We start from the raw sequence: 23753 nt of genomic DNA on the forward strand, positions 1-23753 counted from the left end.
ATTGATTAATTATATATTTATATGTCAGTTACATTTAGCCCACATCTCTACGATGTCCCCGGAGCTATTTTCCCCTTGATTTTTTCTTTTAAATAGATTGAGTTATATTACTCAACGATTATAATGTTTGTTTCTTCGAAATAACGAAGTGCTGTTCGCGTTCGGAAATTTTCCATTCTCCATTTTGACGAACGAGTTTGTCGATGTAACGGATATAATGATCAGTTACTACGTCGTGACCGTCTTCTTCGGTAACCAATGCAGCGCGGCAGTAATGCACATCTACAGCTGTATCGCCATCAACAGTAATAACCTGCTGACCGTTCATATGATGAGCCGCTTTAATGCCGCCGGTAAATGCGCCGAACTGTTTTTCCAACTCAGCACGGCCTGTAATATCCATTGCCAAATTACCGCCCATATACACCTTTACACGAGCATCCTCTGTAAAAAGCTGCATTTGTGCAGGCACATCAATTTCTAAATTGGAAAATACATCAATAACCTCGCGAATCGCTTCTTTTGCTTCTAAAATTTCTAATGACATAATTTGTCTCCTTTCAACGTTTTCACTATCTAACACTCTTAAAGTTTTCATTTTTGTATCTCTTCGATGATTTAAGTATACCTGCTTTTATAAAAATTTTCTAATCGAAAGGCTTAATTATTAATAAAATAATTTTATCGATTGTATGGTCACTAAATGTGGTTAGTGAATAACGCATATAGGCACATATAGTTAGCCATAAACAAGAAACATTAGTCATAAACAGGAACTTTAGTTATAAACGGGAACATTAGTCATAAACAAGGAAAAGCCTGTACCAAAGGCATACTCCTTCAATACAGGCTTTTCCTCTATGTTATTGTTCTCTCTGCCGCAACTAAATCAACACATAGCTACATTCCTATGTAACAATAGGCTGCAACTACATGGAGATATTACTGCTTTTTAACGCGTACACGTTCAATCGTAGGGTTACCGTTCTTGTCTGTACGAATTGTATCTACTGTGAAGCGCTCCAATTCAGGCGCAAATTCTGTAAGAATCTTATCCGACAAGGTGGCACCGTTGACCATTGCTTCATAGAGCATTTGAGCAAATTCATAACGTGTGAGCGGACGATTTCCGTCAAAGTTACCATCCGGATTGCCTTTAATCATACCATTGCCGGCCAATACGGAAACGTATTCATAGGCCCAATGATTTTGCGGTACATCAGGGAATAATTGAAGTTTGGAGGTATCAACCTTGCGACCTGCATTAGAGTCCAACATAGCCGATTTTAATGCTTCCAACTCTGTCCGTAAATCTTTAATTTCTTTGGCCATAGCAACGCGGGATGTGGAAATATGGTTGCCCTGTCCCACTTTAATGGATACGCCGGCGTTAAACATAGTGTTGCCGTTGCCCATTGTGCTGCCTACGCTGAACATAGTGTCTTCGTTCGGACGATAGAACGCACCTAAGGCCATGGCGTTTTCACCACGATAATTACCGTAACCGGCTGTAATATCCCATTTGTCATCCGGATCAAAGTCTAACGGATGAAGGGCTGCCAAAGCGGCGGCACCGGCCCCGACTTTGTCGATGCGGTTGTCTAGTTCGTTCACTTTGTTGCCTACGTTAATAATCGCATTGGTGTTATTTACAACCTGCTGATTAACGCCTTGAAGTTGTTCTTCCGTAGCCGCACGGCCTACAGTTGCAAAATCTTCCGCTACAAGAGTAGTATTCGTTAAGCCCGTAACCTCACCGTCAGCACCATTTAAAGCAATGACACCAACTTCGCCCATACCGGTTGTACCGTTAAGGGAGACTGCCTTGCCTTCTTCAGTGCCTAAATTGAAGGTACCTGCTTCACCGTTAATCACAGCTTTCGTACTGCCTTCACCAATCGTAATCTTATTGTTAAGGCCGAATTTTAATTTTGCATTGTCTTTTCTTACGAAAACGTTCTGGTTGCCTTCCGCATCCATATGACCGCCGAAGTCGATCGTAGTATCCTTATCTACTTTTGACTCATTTTCTTCGTTGGCAGATATGTTCCAGCCCGTATAAGCACTGTTTTTAATATCTGTAATGGCTGCGTTTAACTGTTCTTCCGTAGCTGCACGGCCTACCGTTGCAAAGTCTTTACCATCAAGTTTTATATTCGTTAACCCCTTAATTTCACCGGTAGCACCATCCACATTAACTTTACCGATATTGGCAGTACCTGCCTGTCCATCGATAGATACGTTAGCACCTACATTCACAGTTGCCTTGGTACCGTCAATGGCGACCTTATTATCGCCTGTACCTACTGCAATCTTGGCGTTATCACCATCAATAGTTACCTTATTGTCACCGGTACCTACATTAATACTCGTATTGAGGTCAAAGGTTAAATTCGTTGCATCTTGAGCTACTACGATATTCTTATGACCATCAACCTCTTTACCGGAAAAATCGACTGTATCATTGCTGGCTACAGCAACGCCATCTTTGCCATTGGCAGATACTTTCCAACCTTTGTAAGATTTTTGTTCAATATCCGACATAGCCGCACTTAGCTGTTCTTCCGTTGCGGCACGACCAACTTTGGCAAAATCATCAAGATCAAGTGTCTTATTGGTTAAGCCCGTAATATGACCTTTCGTGCCGTCGATTTTAATCGGATTGTTGCCATCTGTGCCGGCACCGATAGTAACGATGTCATTTAACTTAAGATTGTAGTCAGTTACATTTGTTGTGGCATCTTCTTTTGATGTTAACACGAAATTATCGTCAGCACTTACACTGGCACCTTTTGCGTTAACAGTATATTGTTTCTTGCCGTCCGCATCAGTACCTGAATCGACCGACGCAATATTAGTCCCGGCTAACACACTGCCACCGGCCGCAGCAATTTGATCCGTTAAATCATTGGTTAAGTGGTAAATCTGTTGGCCGTTGATAGCGTCGTAGGAATCTGAGGAGATACGGCCTTTAGCAACGTTGATGATACGGCGTTTGTAATACTGACTATCTTGACCAACCGATACGACTCCATAATTACCATCGCCGCTTGAAATATTCCACTTATCATTGTAAAAAGTGCCAAGATTTATCTTAAACGTTTTTAAATCGTTACTTGTAAATAAATTAGTAACCTTTACCTTACTGTATCCACCAAGAGCTACACTATGTTTCGTATTAGCTTCTATTTCAGTACTACCACCAATAGCTGTGCCAAATTGGGATGCAACCTTAGCCTTTGAACCTACAGCTGTACCAAACATAGCATTATCTGCAACAGAAGCCTCTCGTCCAGCAACAAATGAATTTCTAGAGCTAGTACCAATTGTTGCATTTGCACCTATAATGGTGCCGGATTCACTATTAACAGTAGAGCTCTGACCTACTACAGCAGACCGATCAGCACCAGAAGCAATCACCGCTTGACTCCCCAATGCTACACTATATCCCCCCTCAACAGTAGTGTAATACCCCATAGCTACAGACCAACTTATGTTCCCTGGTTTTGTGCTAACCTTAGCACCCGTGCCAATAGCAAAGTTATCTGATCCAGTTGCATTTGCTCCGGATCCAATGGCGAGTGAGCTCATAGAGTTTGCTTTGGCACCTACTCCGATAGCAAGACCACTTTGTGCACCATCTTTAACAGTTGCGCCATTACCAATAGCTATACCATTTTCAGCACTTCCGCCAACTTTAGATTGATATCCGAGAGCCACTGCATACCGACTGATTTTTTCGTCCGTACCAATTCTTGCCTCATGACCGAGGGCTATACTGGATCGTCCGTTAACTTTTGCGGAATAACCAATAGCGGATCCAAACCAGGTGCCATCATACACTTTTGAAAAAGAGCCTATAGCAGCACTGTGCGGTGCATCATTACCAATACTGGCAGAAACCCCACCGATGGCAATGGAGTGGTCAGAACTCTTACCTACTTTAATATTAGTCCCCATAGCAACCGTCCAGTCGGTCTCGTCATCGACTCTGGTTCCATCGGTCCCTATAGCAATTGAATTCTCTGCCTGATCACCTATAGATACGCTCGTACCGATAACAATACCTCGGCCACTTGAGTTTATAGTATTCCCCATCTTAGCGCCGCTACCAATGACGACACTATAAGGGGATTCATTAATTGCGCCTTTACCAATAACAACCGAACCATTACTGCCCGGCCAGTAATTAGGTGTCTCAGTTGGGAATGGCCCATTTTTAGCGCCATAGCCGATTACGACGGAATCATCGGAGTTCTTACCGAACTCCATGTTATTGCCGATACCAACAGTATTATCAATACCATTCGTCACTTTACTATTATGGCCAATAAGAATTGATTTATATACTCTTCGATCTGAAGTATTTTTATTGCCGAAGATAAGAGACTCGGTTCCGCCTACCAATTTATTTTTGCTACCGATAAGCCATGAAGAATCTAAACCGGTAAGTTCATTACTATCACCAATGATAGTATCATTTCCGGTAGACGTTCCTACGGTATTATTGTCACCAGTAACTTTATTACTACTGGTATTTACCGTATTACCATCACCAACAACTTCATTATTTTTAGCGTACTGTCCAAATGTATTTGCCGTATCAATATGCGCAGTAAAGTTACCATTAGCATCAGTAGCTGTTGTCCAGCTCCCATTAGTTGCCGCATCAACGGTCATGCCGCTTACTCCCACGGTCAAAGCTAAGGCCGCCAGCAAGACGCCTGCTTTACGAACGGCGCCTGTAGCGCTACCGGAATGTTTAGTGTATCTGCGTGCCAGTTCTGACACTACAACGTATTGATTACTAACTTTACTCCAAATGACTTTATAGATTCTGTTCATATGTATCATCCCCCACTTCCCTATACCTAAATGAACTATTTAATGTTTTTCCTAATTCACACTCCTCCATATGTTACTGCCTTTAAATCTATAAAATATTGGAAACCAATTGATCGTATTGAACAATGAAACGTATCAAAAACGACCGAACAAATACCCCATAGTCTCCAAATTTTACCAATCGTAATGTTTGATTTTTCTATAATTAACTTAGATTAAAATTTTCCCTTGAATTTAACTTCATCTTTATTTCATGATATCATTAAAACTGATTACAAACAACATTATTTTTATAAAATAATGACTAAATATAAAAATAAATAAATCTTATATATAATGGTAAGCTACAACCGTAAAACTTAGTCGCTTCAGTAATTTTTACCAGTATTCATAAGTGATGTTATCTTCTTAACGGCTTTTTACACCCTATTAAATTTGAAATATTATTAATTATCATTTAATTAAAATATATTATACTTTATTTATTCTTCATTATATGCTCATTTTCCTGCTTTTAAAAACGACAGCTCTCATACCCTTCTATTGAACATTCTATTGAAAGAAGAATTTAATCATATTTTTGATTACATATGCTTTTATGTACATATATCATCTGTATTTTATGAGAGTCAGGGCATCAGTTTTAAAATAAAAAGCAAAAACCGCGACTGTCTCACGACAGTCGCGGTTTCTGTGTAACGCTTACATTACGTTAGCTTTATCTCTGAAAGATATGCGCAATATAAGATTATTCTTTATCCTTGTTTTCAGGAACGATACGAACACGTTGGATGGTTGGGTTACCATCTTTATCCTTCTTCACAGTGTCAATGCGGATGTACTTGAGTTCGTCGGAGAATTCGTTCGCCAAGCGATCTAATGTATCATCACCTTGGAGGGCTGCATTGGATGCTGCACCTGCCATGATTGCACGATAAACAACTGCTGCAAATTCATAACGTGTCATCATACGGTTACCATCGAAGTTGCCATCAGGATATCCTTCAACGATTCCGAGATCATGAAGTTTATTTTCATATTCATAAGCCCAGTGGTTGGAAGGAACGTCTGGGAAGAGTTGACTGCCCTTAGACTCAATCGTACCAGGGTTCTGGCCGGTCAACTGATTAATCATTTGACTTTGACGATTTACTAAGTCTTCAAGTTTAGCTACGTCTTCACGGAGACTTCTGATTTCCTTAGCCATGCCAACACGAGAGTTGGATACGTTGTTGCCTTGACCAATCTTGAAGGATACACCGGCGTTGAACATGTTTTCACCGCCACCGATAGTACCACCAACGGAGAATGTAGTGTCTTCATTTGGTTTGTAGAAGGCACCTAACGCACCGGCATTAGCACCGCTATAGTGACCGTAACCGAATGCGAAATCCCATTTATCATCCGGATCGAAGTCCTGTGGATGAAGTGCTGCAAGAGCTGCCGCACCGGCACCAACACGATTAATACGATTATCTAATTTGTTAACCGCACCACCGAGGCTGTTGATAGCCTGGTCACGTTGAGCCAATTGGCTACCATTAATAGCTTCAGTAGAGCCCGGAGCAACTGCACCATCAGCCACACCGCTTACCACGTTGTTACCCATGTTGATATTGCTATCCTGGAGTGTGATATTGCGATCGGCATCTACTGTCTTAATGGTGATACCACTACTATTCATAGTCGTATTGCCTGTTGTTACGCTATCAAGATTTGTTAAGTCTTTCGCAAGTTTAATGTCAAGACCATCACCGCTACTGTTTCTTACAACGCCAATGTTACCATCGGATAATCTAGCGGTATTTGCACCGCCGTTGAGTTTCAAGGTATCACCGAGGCCTACAGTAACGCTGTTATCGGCTCCGTCATCGCCCTGGAATACACGGCCTTTATTCACTTTGTCATCAACAACCTTCAATTGATCTTCAGTTGCTGCACGACCGGACTGGATATTTTCACCATCCCAAGCAGTGTTGCTTAAACCAGTGAGGTAAGTACCTGTTGCCGGATTGCTGTCGCCTGCTGTGTTTTCTTGATTGCCAAGAACAGCGCCGCCTGCGGAAATCTGACCTTTGGAACCATCCATCTTAACTTGGTTATCACCACTGCCGGCTGTTACCGTTGCACCGTTACCGTCAATGTTAACCTGTTTGGATGCATCACTATTGTCACCAAGAGTGATATTATCGTTCAAGTTAACTTTGTTAGTATCAGGATCAACCGTAATGTTCTTACCGGACTGAGCTTTTACAGAGTCAGCTGCTGCATTGGCAATATTCTTAATATCACCGATGTTGGCTGCATTCGTATCGGTATCATATGTTGGATTACCGTCAGCATCAATACCGTCAACACCACTAGCTACGTTTTTGATTTGCGTATCGCCTGCATTGATACCATCTTTATCGATGGAAATACCGGAGTCCTTAATCGAAAACTTATTAGTCGAAACGCCGCCTTCATTGATTGTTGTATTACCGGCTGTAATAGAACCATCTCTACCAAGGTCAACATCCTTATTTAAGCCAACTTCAATCTTGCCATCTTTAACAGATGTTACCGTATTGCCGTCGCCGGTGATGTTAATCGTGCCACCTAAGTTCTGTTTTACAGTGCTGTTGTCGTCAGCACCTAAAACGAAGCCACCACCACTTTCAGCATCTGTAACATTGCTGATAGCTTTGCTCAAATCGCCGATATTAGCTGCATTGTTATAGTTTTCCTGACCTTTTACAGAGGTATCATACATAGTACCGTCAATACCGCTGGCTACATTAACAATCTGGTTACCACCGTTGTTCAAGCCATTATTAGTAAGTGTTACTGCACTTGTACCGCTACCTATAGTTACACCGCCGTTATTGATAACGGTGTCACCCATAGTTACGGAACCTGTGGAGCCAAGGTTGAGGTCTTTGTTCAACTTAACTGTTAAGAGACTGTTATCGCCATCCTGGCCGGAAACGACACCGATGTTGCCATCAGTTAAGTCCGCTTCGTTAGTTGCATTGCCTTTTACATTAACTTGATTGTTAAGTTTTACCGCAGATACAGTACCGAAGTCGCCGCCGTATTTCATGCCATCATCAAGGGTTGCTACCTGATGATTTTGACCACTAGGGTCAGTGTAAATAATACGTGTCATGGTATCGCCAGGTTGACCATTTACACCGGCTTGACCAGGAGTTGTGTAGATGTCAGTCATGCCGTCTTTGCCATTGAGGCCGATGTGACCTTCTAAGCCGTCAACGCCATCAACACCATCTTTACCTGTAATACTTACGCCATCTTTACCATTTTCGTCTTTAATGGAGATACCGTCGTTGCCGTCGATAGCTACGCTATTGCCATCGCTACCGTTAACGGCGATAGATCCGTTAGCCCCCGGCGTACCATCAGTGCCTTTTGTACCAATGGACAAGTTATTGCTTAAGCCTACAGTAATCTTACCGTTTTCAGCATCAGCAGTTGTTGTAATATTCTGACCGTCGCCGGCGATTTGAATCGTCTTACCGAGGTCTTGTTTTACAGCATTGCCGTTGTCATCAGTTAAGCCGAAACCACCGGTTGCGTTTTCGCTGGTGCCGTCAGAAACTGCTTTAACTGCGTCACTTACAGTTTTGAGCTGATTTTCAGTTGCTGCACGACCGCTTACGATATCTGGGTTCGCTACATTCCATTCAGTGTTGTCTAAACCGGTTACAAAGCTACCATCTTCGCCAACACCACCGGCTGTCACAACGCCTTGATCACCTATTACAGCAGTACCTGCTTCAACTGTGTTCAAGCCTGTAATATCTTTAGCCAATTGAACAGTTAATTTAGCATTGTCACCATCTTGAGAAGCTACAACACCGATATTAGCATCTGTAGATAACTTGGAGGCATCTGTTTGACCGCCCACAATGTTTACAGTTTTATTTAACTTAACAGCTGCAGAGCCCGAATCACCGGTATATACCATACCGTCGTTTAATGTAGCAACAGTCTGGTCACCTACAGTAATTCTATCTACAGGAGTACCTGTTACATCATCAACGCTAGGACCAACTTTAATATTTACAGTTGTACCAGGTGTTCCGTCAGCGCCGGCAGGACCGGTTAAGCCGATAGAACCATCAGCGCCGTTGATAACTACAGCGGAACCGTCTTTACCATTTACGCTAATCTTACCATCTACACCATCTGTACCGTCAGCACCATCTTTCGCACCTATGGAGATGTCATTACTCAAGGCCACAGTAATGTTACCGTTTGTAGGATCAGTTGTAGTCGTAATATTCTGACCATCACCTACAATGCCAAGCGCTTCACCAAGGTCACGATGTACCGTTTCACCACTATCAGCCGTGAAATCCATGCCCTTATTAACTAAGGCATCGCTTACGTTCTTAAGGTCACCGATGTTAGCCGCATTAGTATCCGTATTGTATGTTGGGTTGCCGTCAGCATCAACACCGTCGGAACCGCTGGCTACGTTGGTAATCTGATTACCGCCGTTGTTAAGGCCTGTGCCAGTTAAGGTTACAGGGTTGCCTGTGGATGGAGTAATTGTAACGCCATCATTATTAATAACAGTTGCGCCTGTTGTTACAGAACCGGTAGAGCCTAAGTTAATGTCTTTATTGAGTTTAACGGTTAACAAGCCATTGTCGCCGTCCTGGCTGGATACAACGCCAATGTTGCCTGTAGTAAGGTTAGCTTCAGTTGTTGCTTCGCCTTTTACGTTAACTTGATTATTCAATTTAACGTTAGAAACTGTACCGAAGTCACCACCATACTTCATACCGTCACTCAAGGTAGCAATCGTCTGTCCACCAGCAGTAATTCGATCTACAGGCGTACCAGTTACATCGTTAACACTGGAACCGGCTTGGATTGTAATTGGAGAACCGGAACCGGTATTGAGGGAGATAGAACCGTCAGCACCGTTAATAGCTACAGCGGAGCCGTCTTTACCGTTAACAGTAATAGAGCTGTCTGCGCCTTCCGTAGTACCGTCTTCACTTGCTTTTTCACCAAGAGCAATCGTATTGCTTAAGCCTACAGTAATTTTGCCGTTAGCAGCATCAGCTGTAGTTTTAACATTACCGTCGCCAGCGATTTGAATCGTCTTACCAAGGTCTTGTTTTACAGCGTTGCCGTCATCGTCAGTTAAGCCGAAACCACCGGTTGCGTTTTCACTAGTACCATCGGTAATAGCATCACTTACAGTCTTCAACTGGTCTTCAGTTGCTGCACGACCACTTACGATATCCGGATCAGCTACATTCCAGCTTGTATTATCCAAACCAGTTACATAACTGCCTGTTTCAGCAACACCATCTGCTGTAGTAATCGTTTGATTACCTAAAGTAGCATCACCGGCTGTTACCGTATTCAAACCAGTAATATCTTTAGCCAACTGAACAGTTAATTTAGCATTGTCACCGTCTTGAGAAGCTACAACACCAATGTTAGCATCTGTAGATAACTTGGATGCATCTGTTTGACCGCCAACAATGTTTACAGTTTTATTTAATTTAACAGCTGCAGAGCCGGTGTCACCGGTGTATACCATACCGTCGTTTAATGTAGCAACAGTCTGGTCACCTACAGTAATACGATCAGCAGCAGTACCGGTTACGTCATTAGCACTTGTGCCGGCCTTAATAGTAACTGTTGCACCAGGTGTTCCGTCAGCGCCGGCAGGGCCGGTTAAGCCGATGGAGCCGTCTTTACCGTTAATAGCCACTGAAGATCCGGCAGCACCATTCACAGTAATGGAGCTATCTACACCGCCTGTACCGTCAGCACCGTTTGCACTACCTAAGGTAATGTCATCAGCAAGTTTAAGATCATATGTTGTCTGACCGTTATTATCGGTTGCTTTGAGTTTCAAATTGCTACCTGCATAATCAGTTGTACCTGCTGCAGTGCCATCTTCAACTGTTACAATTGTATGTTTTTCAGCAATGTCTTTAACGGATTTCAACTGACTACCGTTAACAGCATCAGTAGATGTATCACTTACATCACCAGCTGCCACGTTAGTAATCTTATTACCGCCATTGTTGAGGCCTGTGCCGGTTAAAGTTACAGGGTTACCTGTGGATGGAGTAATTGTAACGCCATCGTTATTAATAACAGTTGCGCCTGTTGTTACAGAACCGGTAGATCCTAAGTTAATGTCTTTATTCAGTTTAACGGTTAACAAGCCATTGTCGCCAGCTTGGCTGGAAACTACACCAATGTTGCCTGTAGTAAGGTTAGCTTCAGTTGTTGCTTCACCTTTTACGTCAACTTGATTATTTAACTTAACATTTGAAACTGTACCAAAGTCACCGCCGTATTTCATTCCGTCATTCATAGTAGCTACGGTTTGACCGCCTACAGTAATACGGTTAACAGGTGAACCTGTTACATCGTTCACACTGGAACCGGCTTGGATTGTAATTGGAGAACCGGAACCGGTGTTAAGGGAAATAGAACCGTCAGCACCATTAATAGCTACAGCGGAGCCGTCTTTACCGTTAACAGTAATAGAGCTGTCTGCGCCTTCAGTAGTACCGTCTTCACTTGCTTTTTCACCAAGAGTAATCGTATTGCTTAAGCCTACAGTGATTTTACCGTTAGCAGCATCAGCTGTAGTCTTCAAATTACCGTCACCGGCAATTTGAATGGCTTTGCCAAGGTCTTGTTTTACAGCTGTACCGCTATCGTCAGTTAAGCCGAAACCACCTGTTGCGTTTTCGCTAGTACCGTCAGTAATAGCATCGCTTACAGTCTTCAACTGATTTTCAGTCGCTGCACGACCACTTACGATATCCGGATTTGTTACATTCCAGCTTGTATTATCCAAACCAGTTACATAATTACCTGTTTGAGCAATACCACCGGCAGTAAGTTCTGTTTGAGTACCTATTGTAGCAGTACCGGCAGTCACTGTATTCAAGCCTGTAATATCTTTAGCCAATTGAACGGTTAATTTACCGTTGTCACCATCTTGAGATGCTACGATACCAATATTATTATCTGTAGATAATTTAGAAGCATCGGTTTCACCGCCAACAATGTTTACAGTTTTATTTAATTTAACAGCAGCACTTCCTGTGTCACCGGTATATACCATACCATCATCAAGTGTCGCAACAGTTGCACCACCTGCTGTAATACGATTAATAGAATTGCCGTTTACATCATTTGCTGCAGTACCGGCTGCAATCGTAGCTGTGGAACCGTCAGACCCAGTCAATGCGATAGAACCGTCAGCACCATTGATAGCAACAGCTGAACCGTCTTTGCCATTAACTGTAACAGAACCGTCAACACCATCTGTGCCTGTACTACCTAAGGTAATAGCATCAGCAAGTTTGAGGTCATAGGTAGTCTTATCGCCATTAGTAGTCGCTTTAAGCTTCAAGTTGCTGCCTGTATAGTCAGTTGTACCTGCTACTGTACCACCTTCAACAGTAACTGCTGTAGCGGCTGCTTTCAACTGACCATAATTTACAGCATCTGTATCGGCTGTGCCTGCACCCACGTTAGTAATTCTATTACCACCGTTGTTGAGGCCGTCGTTAGTGAGACTTACAGCAGTATCACCAGTGCCAATAGTCATGCCGTCGTTATTTACTACGGTATCGTCCATTGTTACAGAGCCATTTTCACCTAAATCAATATTCTGAGCCAATTGAACTTTTAACTGACCGTTAACATTGTTTACACCAATGTTATTTTCAGTCAATTTAGTTGCGTCAGCACCGCCAACGATATCTAACTGTTCGTTAAGTTTCTTGGCGATAACATTAGTGCCATCTGCCTTAGCATTATCACCGGCATACTTCTGACCGTCACTCATAGTAGCGATGGTCTGACCGCCTGCAGTAATACGGTCTACAGGAGTGCCGTCTACGTTATTAACGCTGCCACCGGCTACAATAGTAACCTTTGGCTGCGTTCCATCAGCGCCGGCAGGACCTGTTAAACCGATAGAGCCGTCTGCACCGTTAATTACTACCGCGGAACCGTCTTTACCGTTAACACCAATCTTGCCGTCCACGCCATCTGTACCGTCATCACCGTCTTTAGCACCGATAGAAAGATCGTTGCTTAAGCCTACAGTAATTTTGCCGTTCGTAGCATCAGCTGTAGTTGTAACATTACCGTCACCAGCGACTTGAATTGTTTCGCCAAGACTTTGTGTAACTTTTGTTCCACTATCATCAGTCAAGCCGAAAGCACCTGTACCGGTAGAAATGGCATTCACTTTCTCGTTGATAGCTTTAAGCTGATCTTCAGTAGCTGCGCGACCGGTTACGGCATCCGGATTAGACGTATCCCAAGCTGTATTACTTAAGCCGGTTAAGTAAGTACCTGTCTGAGAAACACCGCCGGCAGTAGTCACCGTCTGGTTGCCCAATACAGCTGTACCAACAGTCACAGAACCGGTATCGCCTAAGTTAATATCTTTTACTAACTGAACTTTTAATTGGCCGTTAACATTATTTACACCAATGTTGTTGTCAGTCAATTTAGTTGCATCAGCACCACCAACGATATCTAATTGTTCATTAAGATTTTTAGCAATAACTTTAGTTGTATCGGTTTGTCCATCATCGCCTGCATATTTCAGACCGTCACTCATTGTAGCAACTGTCTGACCGCCTACAGTAATACGATCAACGGAAGTGCCGGCTAAGTTATTTGCACTTGTACCTGCTTGGATAGTCACAGGAGAACCGGAACCGGTATTAAGTGCGATAGAGCCGTTAGAACCATTGATAGCTACAGCCGAACCATCTGTTCCTTTAGCTGTAACAGAACCATCAGCACCGTTGACAGCTACGGAAGAACCGTCAGCACCGTTCAGCGTAATGGAGCCATCAGTACCGGTTGTGCCGGCTGCACTGTCTGCAGCACTGCCTAGAACGATGTTATCGGCAAGTTTCACATCATAGGTTGGTGAACCATTTGCTGTAGTTCCTGCTTTCACCTGCAAGTTGTCACCCGCATAAGTTCCATTAGTTGGTGCAGCTGTACCACCTTCAACAGTGATTTCAGTTGTCTTTGATTCACCAATTGCTATCTGACTGAGTCTATCTTCTAATTGCGTTACATTAACAGCATCTGTACCGTTAACACCGGCTGCCACGTTAGTAATCGTTTTGTTGCCGTTGTCGAGACCGGAGCTTGTCAAGGACACAGGGTCACCTGTAGTCGGTGTAATCGTAATACCGTTATTATTAACTACAGTATTACCCATAGTAACAGAACCGGTAGAACCTAAGTTGATGTCTTTATTTAATTTGACAACCAACAAACCGTTGTCACCGGCTTGGCTGGAAACAACGCCAATGTTACCGGTAGTAAGGTCAGCTTCAGTCGCTGCTTCACCTTTTACAGTAACTTGGTTATTCAATTTCACGTTGGAAACTGCACCGAAATCACCATAGTATTTCATGCCGTCATTCATAGTAGCTACGGTTTGACCGTCTACAGTAATACGGTTAACAGGTGTACCTGTTACATCGTTAACACTGGAACCGGCTTGGATTGTAATAGGAGAACCGGAACCGGTATTCAAAACGATAGAGCCGTCAGCACCGTTAATAGTTACCGCGGAGCCGTCTTTGCCGTTAACTGTAATAGAACTGTCTACACCTTCAGTAGAGCCGTCTTCACTTGCTTTTTCACCAAGTGCAATTGTATTACTCAAACCTACGGTAATTTTACCGTTAGCTGCATCACTGGTAGTTGTAATGTTGCCATCACCGGCAATATTTAAAGTTTCACCAAGGTTACGGTGTACGGAATCACCACTATCGGCTGTGAAATTCAAACCATCATTAGTTAATTCAGTCTTAGCCGCATCGGTAATATTTTTAATGTCACCAATATTGGCTCCATTAGTAAGATTGTTGTAAGTTGGATTGCCGTCAGCATCGACACCATCGGAACCGCTAGCCACATTAGTAATCTGTTTGCTGCCGGCGTTGATGCCCGTTGTCGTCACAGACGGACCGTTAGTGATTGTTAAACCATCGCTTGTAAGGGCTGTATCACCAACTTTTACGCCATCGTTATTAACAACAGTATTACCGGTTGTTACGGAACCTGTAGAGCCTAAGTCGAGATCTTTATTAAGACTTACTTCAAGAGCACCGTCTTTAACAGTTGTCGTAATGTTAGAAACGCCATCAGGATTATCAGTTGTAGCAGTACCGTCGGTTACGCCACCTTTAACGGTAATTGTCTTACCGAGGTCTTGTTTAACCGTTGTGCCACTGCCATCAGCGAGACCGAAACCACCGGTTGCATTTTCACTGGTACCGTCTGAAACAGCAGTCACCGCATCACTTACAGTTTTGAGCTGATCTTCAGTCGCAGCACGACCGGTTACGATATCCGGATTAGCTACATTCCATTCGGTGTTGTCTAAACCGGTTACATAGCTACCGTCTTGCGCAACACCACCTGCCGTCACAACGCCTTGATCACCTAATACAGCTGTACCTGCTTCTACGGTGTTTAAACCGGTAATATCTTTAGCCAATTGAACTGTCAATTTACCATTGTCGCCATCTTGGGAAGCTACGATACCGATGTTATTATCCGTAGATAATTTAGAAGCATCTGTTTCACCGCCAACAATGTTGACAATTTTATTCAATTTAACGGCAGCAGAACCAGTATCCCCGGTATATACCATACCATCATTCAAGGTTGCTACTGTCTGGTCACCTACAGTAATACGGTTAACAGAAGTGCCGTTTACATCATTAGCTGCAGGGCCTGCTGCAATAGTAGCTGTAGAACCGTCAGCACCTGTTAAAGCGATAGAGCCGTCCGCACCGTTGATAGCAACGGATTCACCGTCTTTACCATTAACAGTAAGGGAACCATCTACACCATTAGTGCCTGCACTGCCTAATGTTACGTTATCGGCAAGTTTCAAGTCATAAGTCGTAATAGCTGCACCTTCAGTAGCCGTTACCTGCAAATTGCTACCTGCATACGTGCCATCAGTAGGAGCTGCTGTACCACCGTCAACAGTAAGCTTAGTCGTTCCGCCGGAACCGCCGGTGATTCCACCGATTTCATCTTTCAACTGTTTGAAGTTAACAGCATCAGTATCTGCCGTACCGGCTGCAACATTAGTAATCTTCTGTCCGCCGTTGTTAAGGCCACTGTTAGAAAGACTTACCGTGTTATCGCCACTGCCAAAAGTTAAGGAACCGGTAGAACCTAAGTTAATGTCTTTATTAAGCTTAACCGTTAATAAACCATTGTTTCCGGCCTGGCTGGAAACAACACCAATGTTACCTGTTGTAAGGTCAGCTTCAGATGTTGCTTCACCTTTTACATCAACTTGATTATTTAATTTAACGTTGGAAACTGTACCGAAGTCGCCACCATATTTCATACCGTCATTCATGGTAGCTACAGTTTGGCCACCTACAGTAATACGGTTAACAGGTGTACCTGTTACATCGTTAACACTGGAACCGGCTTGAATTGCAATCGGAGAACCGGAGCCGGTGTTCAATGTAATGGAACCATCAGCGCCGTTAATCGCTACGGCGGATCCGTCTTTACCATTAAGTGTAATAGAGCTGTCTGTCCCTTCGGTACCTGCTGCACTATCGGCTGCGCTACCTAAGGTAATGTTATCAGCCAATTTTACGTCATAAGTCGTTGCACCGGTGATTTCAGTTTTTTCAGTTATCTGCAAGTTACTGCCTGTATAGTTACCACCTGTTCCGGCTGCAGTACCGCCTTCAACCGTAAGATTTGTCTTACTGCCTTCACCGGCACTTACACCGGCGATTGCCTTGGTCAACTGATCCACGTTAACAGCATCTGTACCATCTGTACCTGTTGCAACATTAGTAATTTTATTGCCGCCATTATCGAGACCGGCATTAGTTAAGGTTACAGGTTTACCTGTGGATGTGGCCGGTGCAATAGTTACGCCGTTGTTATTAATAACAGTAGCACCTGTCGTTAAGGAACCGGTAGAACCTAAGTCGATGTCTTTATTCAATTTAACAACCAATAAACCGTTATCTCCGGCCTGGCTGGAAACAACGCCGATGTTACCGGTTGTAAGGTCAGCCTCAGTGGTTGCTTCACCTTTCACATCAACTTGATTGTTGAGTTTAACGTTAGAAACTGTACCGAAGTCGCCACCGTATTTCATGCCGTCATTCATAGTAGCTACGGTTTGACCGCCTACAGTAATACGGTTAACAGGAGAACCTGTTACATCGTTTACACTGGAACCGGCTTGAATTGTAATCGGAGAACCGGAACCGGTATTAAGGGAAATAGAACCGTCAGCACCGTTAATAGCCACAGCGGAACCATCTTTACCATTAACAGTAATAGAGCTATCTGCGCCTTCCGTAGTGCCGTCTTCACTTGCTTTTTCACCAAGTGCAATCGTATTGCTTAAGCCTACGGTAAGTTTGCCGTCTGCAGCCGTAGTTGTAACATTACCGTCACCGGCAATTTGAATTGTCTTACCAAGGTCTTGTTTAACTGCTGTACCGCTGTCATCAGTTAAGCCGAAACCACCGACTGCGTTTTCGCTAGTACCATCTATAATTGCATCACTTACAGTTTTGAGTTGATCTTCTGTAGCTGCACGACCGGTTACAATATCCGGATTAGTTACATTCCAGCTTGTGTTGTCTAAACCGGTTACATAGCTACCTGTTTGAGCAACGCCACTAGCCGTGGTTTCAGTCTGATTACCGATAGTAGCATCGCCGGCTGTTACTGTATTCAAACCGGTAATGTCCTTAGCCAAACGAACCGTCAATTTACCATTGTCGCCATCTTGAGCCGCAACAATACCAATATTATTGTCGGTAGATAATTTGGAAGCATCTGTTTCGCCGCCAACAATATTTACTGTTTTATTCAATTTAACGGCGGCAGAACCTGTATCACCGGTATAAACCATACCGTCATCCAGGGTAGCAACAGTAGCACCACCTACTGTAACACGGTTAATAGAATTACCGTTTACATCGTTTGCTGCAGGGCCTGCTGCAATCGTAGCAGTAGAACCGTCAGTACCTTTTAATGCGATAGAGCCATCGGCACCGTTGATAGCAACGGATTCTCCGTCCTTACCGTTAACAGTAAGCGAACCGTCTACACCACTGTCGCCTGTGCTACCTAAGGTTACGTTATCCGCAAGTTTCAAGTCATAAGTCGTGCTGGCAGTGCCTTCAGTTGCAGTTACTTGTAAATTACTTCCTGCATAAGTACCATCGGTCGGAGCTGCCGTGCCGCCATCAACAGTGAGATTAGTTGTTTTACCGGAACCACCGGTGATTCCGCCGATTCGATCCTCTAACTGTTTTACGTTAACGGCATCCGTATCGTTGACACCGGCAGCAACGTTAGTAATCTGCTTGCTACCCGCATCAATACCGCTACCGGTCACAGACGGACCACCGGTGATGGTTAAACCGCTGTTATTAACTACGGTGTTACCCATAGTTACAGAACCGGTAGAGCCTAAGTTGATATCTTTATTTAATTTAACAACCAATAACCCATTGTCACCGGCTTGGCTGGAAACTACACCAATGTTACCGGTAGTTAAGTCAGCTTCAGTTGTTGCTTCGCCTTTCACATCAACTTGATTGTTGAGTTTTACATTGGAAACTGTACCGAAGTCACCACCGTACTTCATACCGTCATTCATAGTAGCTACGGTTTGACCGCCTACAGTAATACGGTTAACAGGAGTACCTGTTACATCGTTTACACTGGAACCGGCTTGAATTGTAATTGGAGAACCAGAACCGGTATTAAGGGAAATAGAACCGTCAGCACCGTTAATAGCAACAGCCGATCCGTCAGCACCATTAACAGTGACAGTACCGTTTTCACTACCACTTGTACCGATACCGATAGTATTACTTAAACCTACAGTAATTTTACCGTTGGCAGTATCAGCTGTCGTTTTAACATTACCATCACCGGCAATTTGAATTGTCTTACCAAGGTCTTGTTTTACAGCTGTACCGCTGTCGTCAGTTAAACCGAAACCACCGGTTGCATTCGCACTAGTACCATCAGTAACAGCAACTACTGCATCACTTACGGTTTTCAATTGATCTTCAGTTGCAGCACGGCCGGTTACGATATCCGGATTCGTTACATTCCAGCTTGTATTGTCTAAGCCGGTTACATAACTACCATCCTGTGCTGTTCCACCGGCTGTTACAACACCTTGATTACCCAATACAGCATCACCGGCTTCTACGGTATTTAAGCCCGTAATATCTTTAGCCAAACGAACAGTTAATTTACCATTGTCACCATCTTGAGCGGCCACAATGCCGATATTATTATCAGTAGATAATTTAGTGGAATCAGTTTCACCACCAACAATATTTACCGTTTTATTTAATTTAACAGCAGCAGAACCTGTGTCACCGGTATATACCATACCGTCATTCAGCGTTGCCACAGTCGCACCACCAGCTGTAATACGGTTAATAGAATTACCGTTTACATCGTTAGCTGCAGGACCTGCTGCAATAGTAGCTGTAGAACCGTCTGTACCGGTTAAGGCAACAGAACCGGTTGCGCCATCAACGGCTACAGAAGAACCGCCGGTACCATTAACGGTAAGTGAACCATTCGTACCACTTGTACCGCTGCTACCTAAAGTAACTTTATCCGCAAGTTTGAGATCATACGTTGTCGAGTTTGTACCTGTAGTAGATGTAATTTGTAAGTTATTGCCTGTATATGTGCCACCTGTACCGGCTACCGTACCGCCTTCAACTGTAACTGTGGTTGTCGTACCTGATCCTGTGCTAACACCGGCAATAGCTTGATTTAATTGAGTTACGTTAACACCATCTGTGCCGGCCGTACCAGCGGCAACGTTAGTAATCTTATTCCCACCATTATTAAGACCGGCTGTGGTCAATGTTACATTAGAACCAGATGAAGGTCTAATGGTAATGCCATTACCGGTAAGCGTTGTAGCATTACCTGTAGTCGGATTAGTCAGATAGATAGCTTCCAAACCGCGAAGCGATTTATTTAAACGAAGGGTAACCGTGTTATCGCTAATAACTGCCGCAATATTAGGCTGTGTCGCAAAATCAGACTGGTAGTACAACGTATTGTCTACACCGCCTGTAATTTTCAACGATTGATTTAAAAGCTTGGTAGCCGTACGTGGAACTCCATCAGAGCCATAAGTGGTCGTATAGCTGCTATCTTTAAAGTCACCGGTAGTAGCGAGCATGGTATTAGTCCACTGTTTCATATTTACGGCATCTGTATCATACTGACCGGCAGCTAAACCGGTAAGTTTACGCGTTGTCGCAGCACCGCTGGCACCGTCAGTACCAATGGAAACAACACCGGCCGTGCTATTCCAAACGCCGCCACTAGTTGTACCGGCATTACCTTTAGTGGAAAGCCAACTGCTCCAAGTACTATCCTGATTATTCCAACCTTGGCTGGTCGTATCAGTTGCACGAGTAGTAGAAGACCCGGAACCAATAGCCACACTACCTGCCACATTAGCAGTTGCCGTATTACCAATCGCTATAGCTCCAGTTGCCGATGAATCAGTAGTCGCGGTATTACCTATGGCTATTGTATTTGCAGCCTGTGTATTAGAATATGAACCAATAGCAATCGTATCTTGTCCGGTACTTGCAAGCCCTGAAACAGCCTCTCTACCGATAGCAATACTTCTTGTACCGTACGCATATGTATGATAACCAACAGATAATGAGCTGGCACCACTAGCAGTGTTTTCATAACCCATCGAAGTGGCATAAGAAGCGGTTGCTTGAGAAGTTCTACCTAACGCAATAGCACCGCCGCCACTAGCTACAGCACCATAGCCGACAGCCATAGCACGCAAGTTAGTTGCTTGAGCACTATTACCTAAGGCAATAGTGTATTGATTATTGGCGAGTGCAGCTGCACCGGCAGCAAGAGAACCTATGGACGTAGCCTGAGCACTGTTACCAACTGCGGTAGTACTCACCGCACTTGCAAGGGCATTATCACCGATAGCGGTAGCACTGATATCAGTTGCCTGGCTGGTAGCACCAACAGCTACGGTGTGGAATGAAGTTGCTTTAGCCCCTGAACCTATGGCTGCCGCAGCTTGACCATTACCATCATACGAAGTCTTAGTGGTATCCGTATTACCGGCAACCGCATTATTACCCATAGCAATTGTATCCGTTGAGTACGAACGAGTGTTAGTCCCGATAGACATGGTATTTTCATAAGCAAGCGTACTCCCATCAGGTTGACCGGCGTACGCATTCTGACCAATAGCGATACCATGAACAGCATTTGATCGGTTGTTAGAGCCTACAATAACCGAGTTACCAGAACGACCGTAAGCAATATTGTCATGGCCAATCATTACACGTCCGCCCTGAGCCGAACTAAGACCTGTTCCTTCTGGAGTATCTTCCGACGGAGCAAATGTCGGCGTCATGGCGTTCTGATTAGCACCAATTACAACGTCGTTACGACCATATGCTGTTGCATTGAGTCCAATAGCAACTACATTATACGCTGTACCTACTATCGCCCCAGTACCGGAATAAACACCACCGGTAACACTGCCTTGACCGATAGCGATGCCATAATCAGCCTGTACGGTAGCTCCGCCAATAGCAATCGTTTCTGTACCTGTCGCAGATGAATCAGTACCAAGTGCAAGCGAATCCGCACCGGTAGCTTTGGCTGTCCCCAAGGCTACAGCACCGGCTCCGTTGGCTGTCGCTGTGCCACCTACGGATGTATTATCGTTATCCGGATTAAGTCTTGCGCCCCAAGCATTAGTAGCATCTACAGATATAGGATTAAAGAACGCCCCTCCTAGAACTAAACTGGCTACTACGGCTGCACGAAGTAAACCATTAGCTACTTTTGTGCCGGATTGCGATTTGTTTTTACTGTGACTTTTCGCAATTTCCGAAACAACTACGTAAGCATTTCTTACTTTGCTCCAAACTACCTTGTAAATCTTGTTCATAAAAGATTTTACCTCCCTTTAATGACAAATAACAGAAGCCATTAAAACTGCTTAAAATGTAAGAAACTAATTCTTTTAAAATTTTACTTAACAAGCTCTAAAAAACAAAAAAGATAATTCATAATTAATCAATAGAATAGTAAAATAGTCTACTTTTAAATGTATACCTGTTAGATTTACACCTCAAAAACTTGTTTAATTTCACAAGGAACATATTAATTAATCAATTCCAATAATAATGGCGACTACACGCTAAAATTATTGATTAGCTGTGCATAAAATTTTACGATAATATTGATAAACGTTTGAGTTTTAGCTATTTTTTAATGTAAAATCCACCTTTATTAAATGAAGATAAAATTAAACGTGAAATTAGACAAAAAAATATTCCAATATAATCTATACTGCATAAACGTACTGATTTAATTGGATATTCCCGTATTTCCTACACCATAATGATTAATTAATGATTAATAACATTTATCCTCTTATGAGTATTATATGAATTAATTTAAGTGTATCATTTATATCGAATAATGTAAATTTGTTTTTTCAAAACGTTTAGTTTATAATTCATTAATTTGATATAAAAATTCAAGATATTCTCATTATAAATTTCAATAATCATAATATTTTGTTAATATAATATTTTTAATTTGAATTTTACTTAGTATTTTAGGTATTTTTTTAATTATAATATTCAAAATATTTTATGATTATTATCACTATTCATTTTGAATATGAATAATATTAAATATTAATTGTATAAATATAACATTAAATTTCAATAAATTAGAATCGGAAATTAAACAAAAAAATCCATAGCAAATATCAATCCGTATTAAGATTCGAACGTCTATTCAAAATCTTATATATAACGTATTGATATCACTATGGATTCTATTAATTTAAACACACCAATACAACGCTTTAAATTACACTAGAGCGTGGTTTCATAGTCCAAAGCCTTCTTCCCTTTGACTTATACTTATTTGAGTAATAAATGCTATATAATGCCTCTAATTGCTATGCTCTCTGCATTAATTCGTTTGTATGCGCTAAGATCCAAATTGCTTTGCAACTTCCTTTTCATCTCTGTAGATTTGTTATAACTTATGAAGGATAGGAAGTGTTGTGTGTCAGCAACTTCCTGCTCAGTGGCTGTGGATTTCTACTTACGTTCGACTCTACTTGCAGAAGTTTTCCGTTCATCCCTGTGGATTCTTCTGTGAAGAATCTTACGGGCTGAGTTAAAGGTCTCTGCTCGGCCAACAGGATTTACTTCGTAAATCTTTATGGGCCGACCTAAGTGATTCACTGACTTTATGCGTCCTTTTAGTCCTATAAAGTCAGTTCTCTACTTATCGCACATATTTGCGCGTCGCAAGGCTCCTTCAAATAGGGCTCACTACTTATCCCTGGCCGCTATTGTACTTCTTCCATTGTTGTCACATCGTGGTAAATTGGCTGGAAGCGACCTTGATGAGATACTTCGTATCTCGGTAAAGGATAGGAAGTGTTGTGTATCAACAACTTCCTGCTCAGTGGCTGTGGATTTCGCTACGCGAAATCTTACGCCATGAGCTAAAAGACTCACAATGCTTTATGCGTCACTTCGTTCCTTTAAAGCATGTTCGCTATTTATCCCTGGCCGCTATTGTGCTTTTTCCATTGTTGTCACATCGTGGTAAGTTGGCTGGAAGCGACCTGATGGGGCACGTAGTGGCACATCAGTAAAATAAAAACGGCCATACCTTTCGGTATGACCGTTTTATTTTATCAATCAGCAACTTCCTATCCTTCCGGGCCGCTTCCAGCCAAGTACTTTCGGCGTTTACGAGCTTAACTACTGTGTTCGAGATGGGAACAGGTGGAG

Annotated in this window: 3 protein-coding genes and 1 rRNA gene; all 4 read right to left on the bottom strand. The window is 42.9% G+C overall.

Features of this window, described 5'->3' with window-relative positions; genetic code table 11:
* Window positions 1-118: 118 nt before the first annotated feature.
* Window positions 119-547, bottom strand: coding sequence for a nuclear transport factor 2 family protein (locus KHZ77_RS07140; RefSeq protein WP_295197258.1), 429 nt, complete (start codon window positions 545-547; stop codon window positions 119-121).
* 395 nt (window positions 548-942) lie between these two features.
* Window positions 943-4845 carry an ESPR-type extended signal peptide-containing protein gene (locus tag KHZ77_RS07145; RefSeq protein ID WP_295197261.1) on the bottom strand — a complete coding sequence of 1301 codons (3903 nt, stop codon included), beginning with the start codon at window positions 4843-4845 and terminating at the stop codon, window positions 943-945.
* A gap of 748 nt (window positions 4846-5593) precedes the next feature.
* Window positions 5594-21877, bottom strand: a complete 16284-nt coding sequence (locus KHZ77_RS07150; protein ID WP_295197264.1) for an ESPR-type extended signal peptide-containing protein — start codon at window positions 21875-21877, stop codon at window positions 5594-5596.
* Between the two features lie 1781 nt (window positions 21878-23658).
* A 5S ribosomal RNA gene (rrf, locus tag KHZ77_RS07155) occupies window positions 23659-23753 on the bottom strand; the annotation flags it as partial.

It is taken from the genome of Veillonella sp. (assembly GCF_018364065.1).
GTDB lineage: Bacteria > Bacillota > Negativicutes > Veillonellales > Veillonellaceae > Veillonella_A.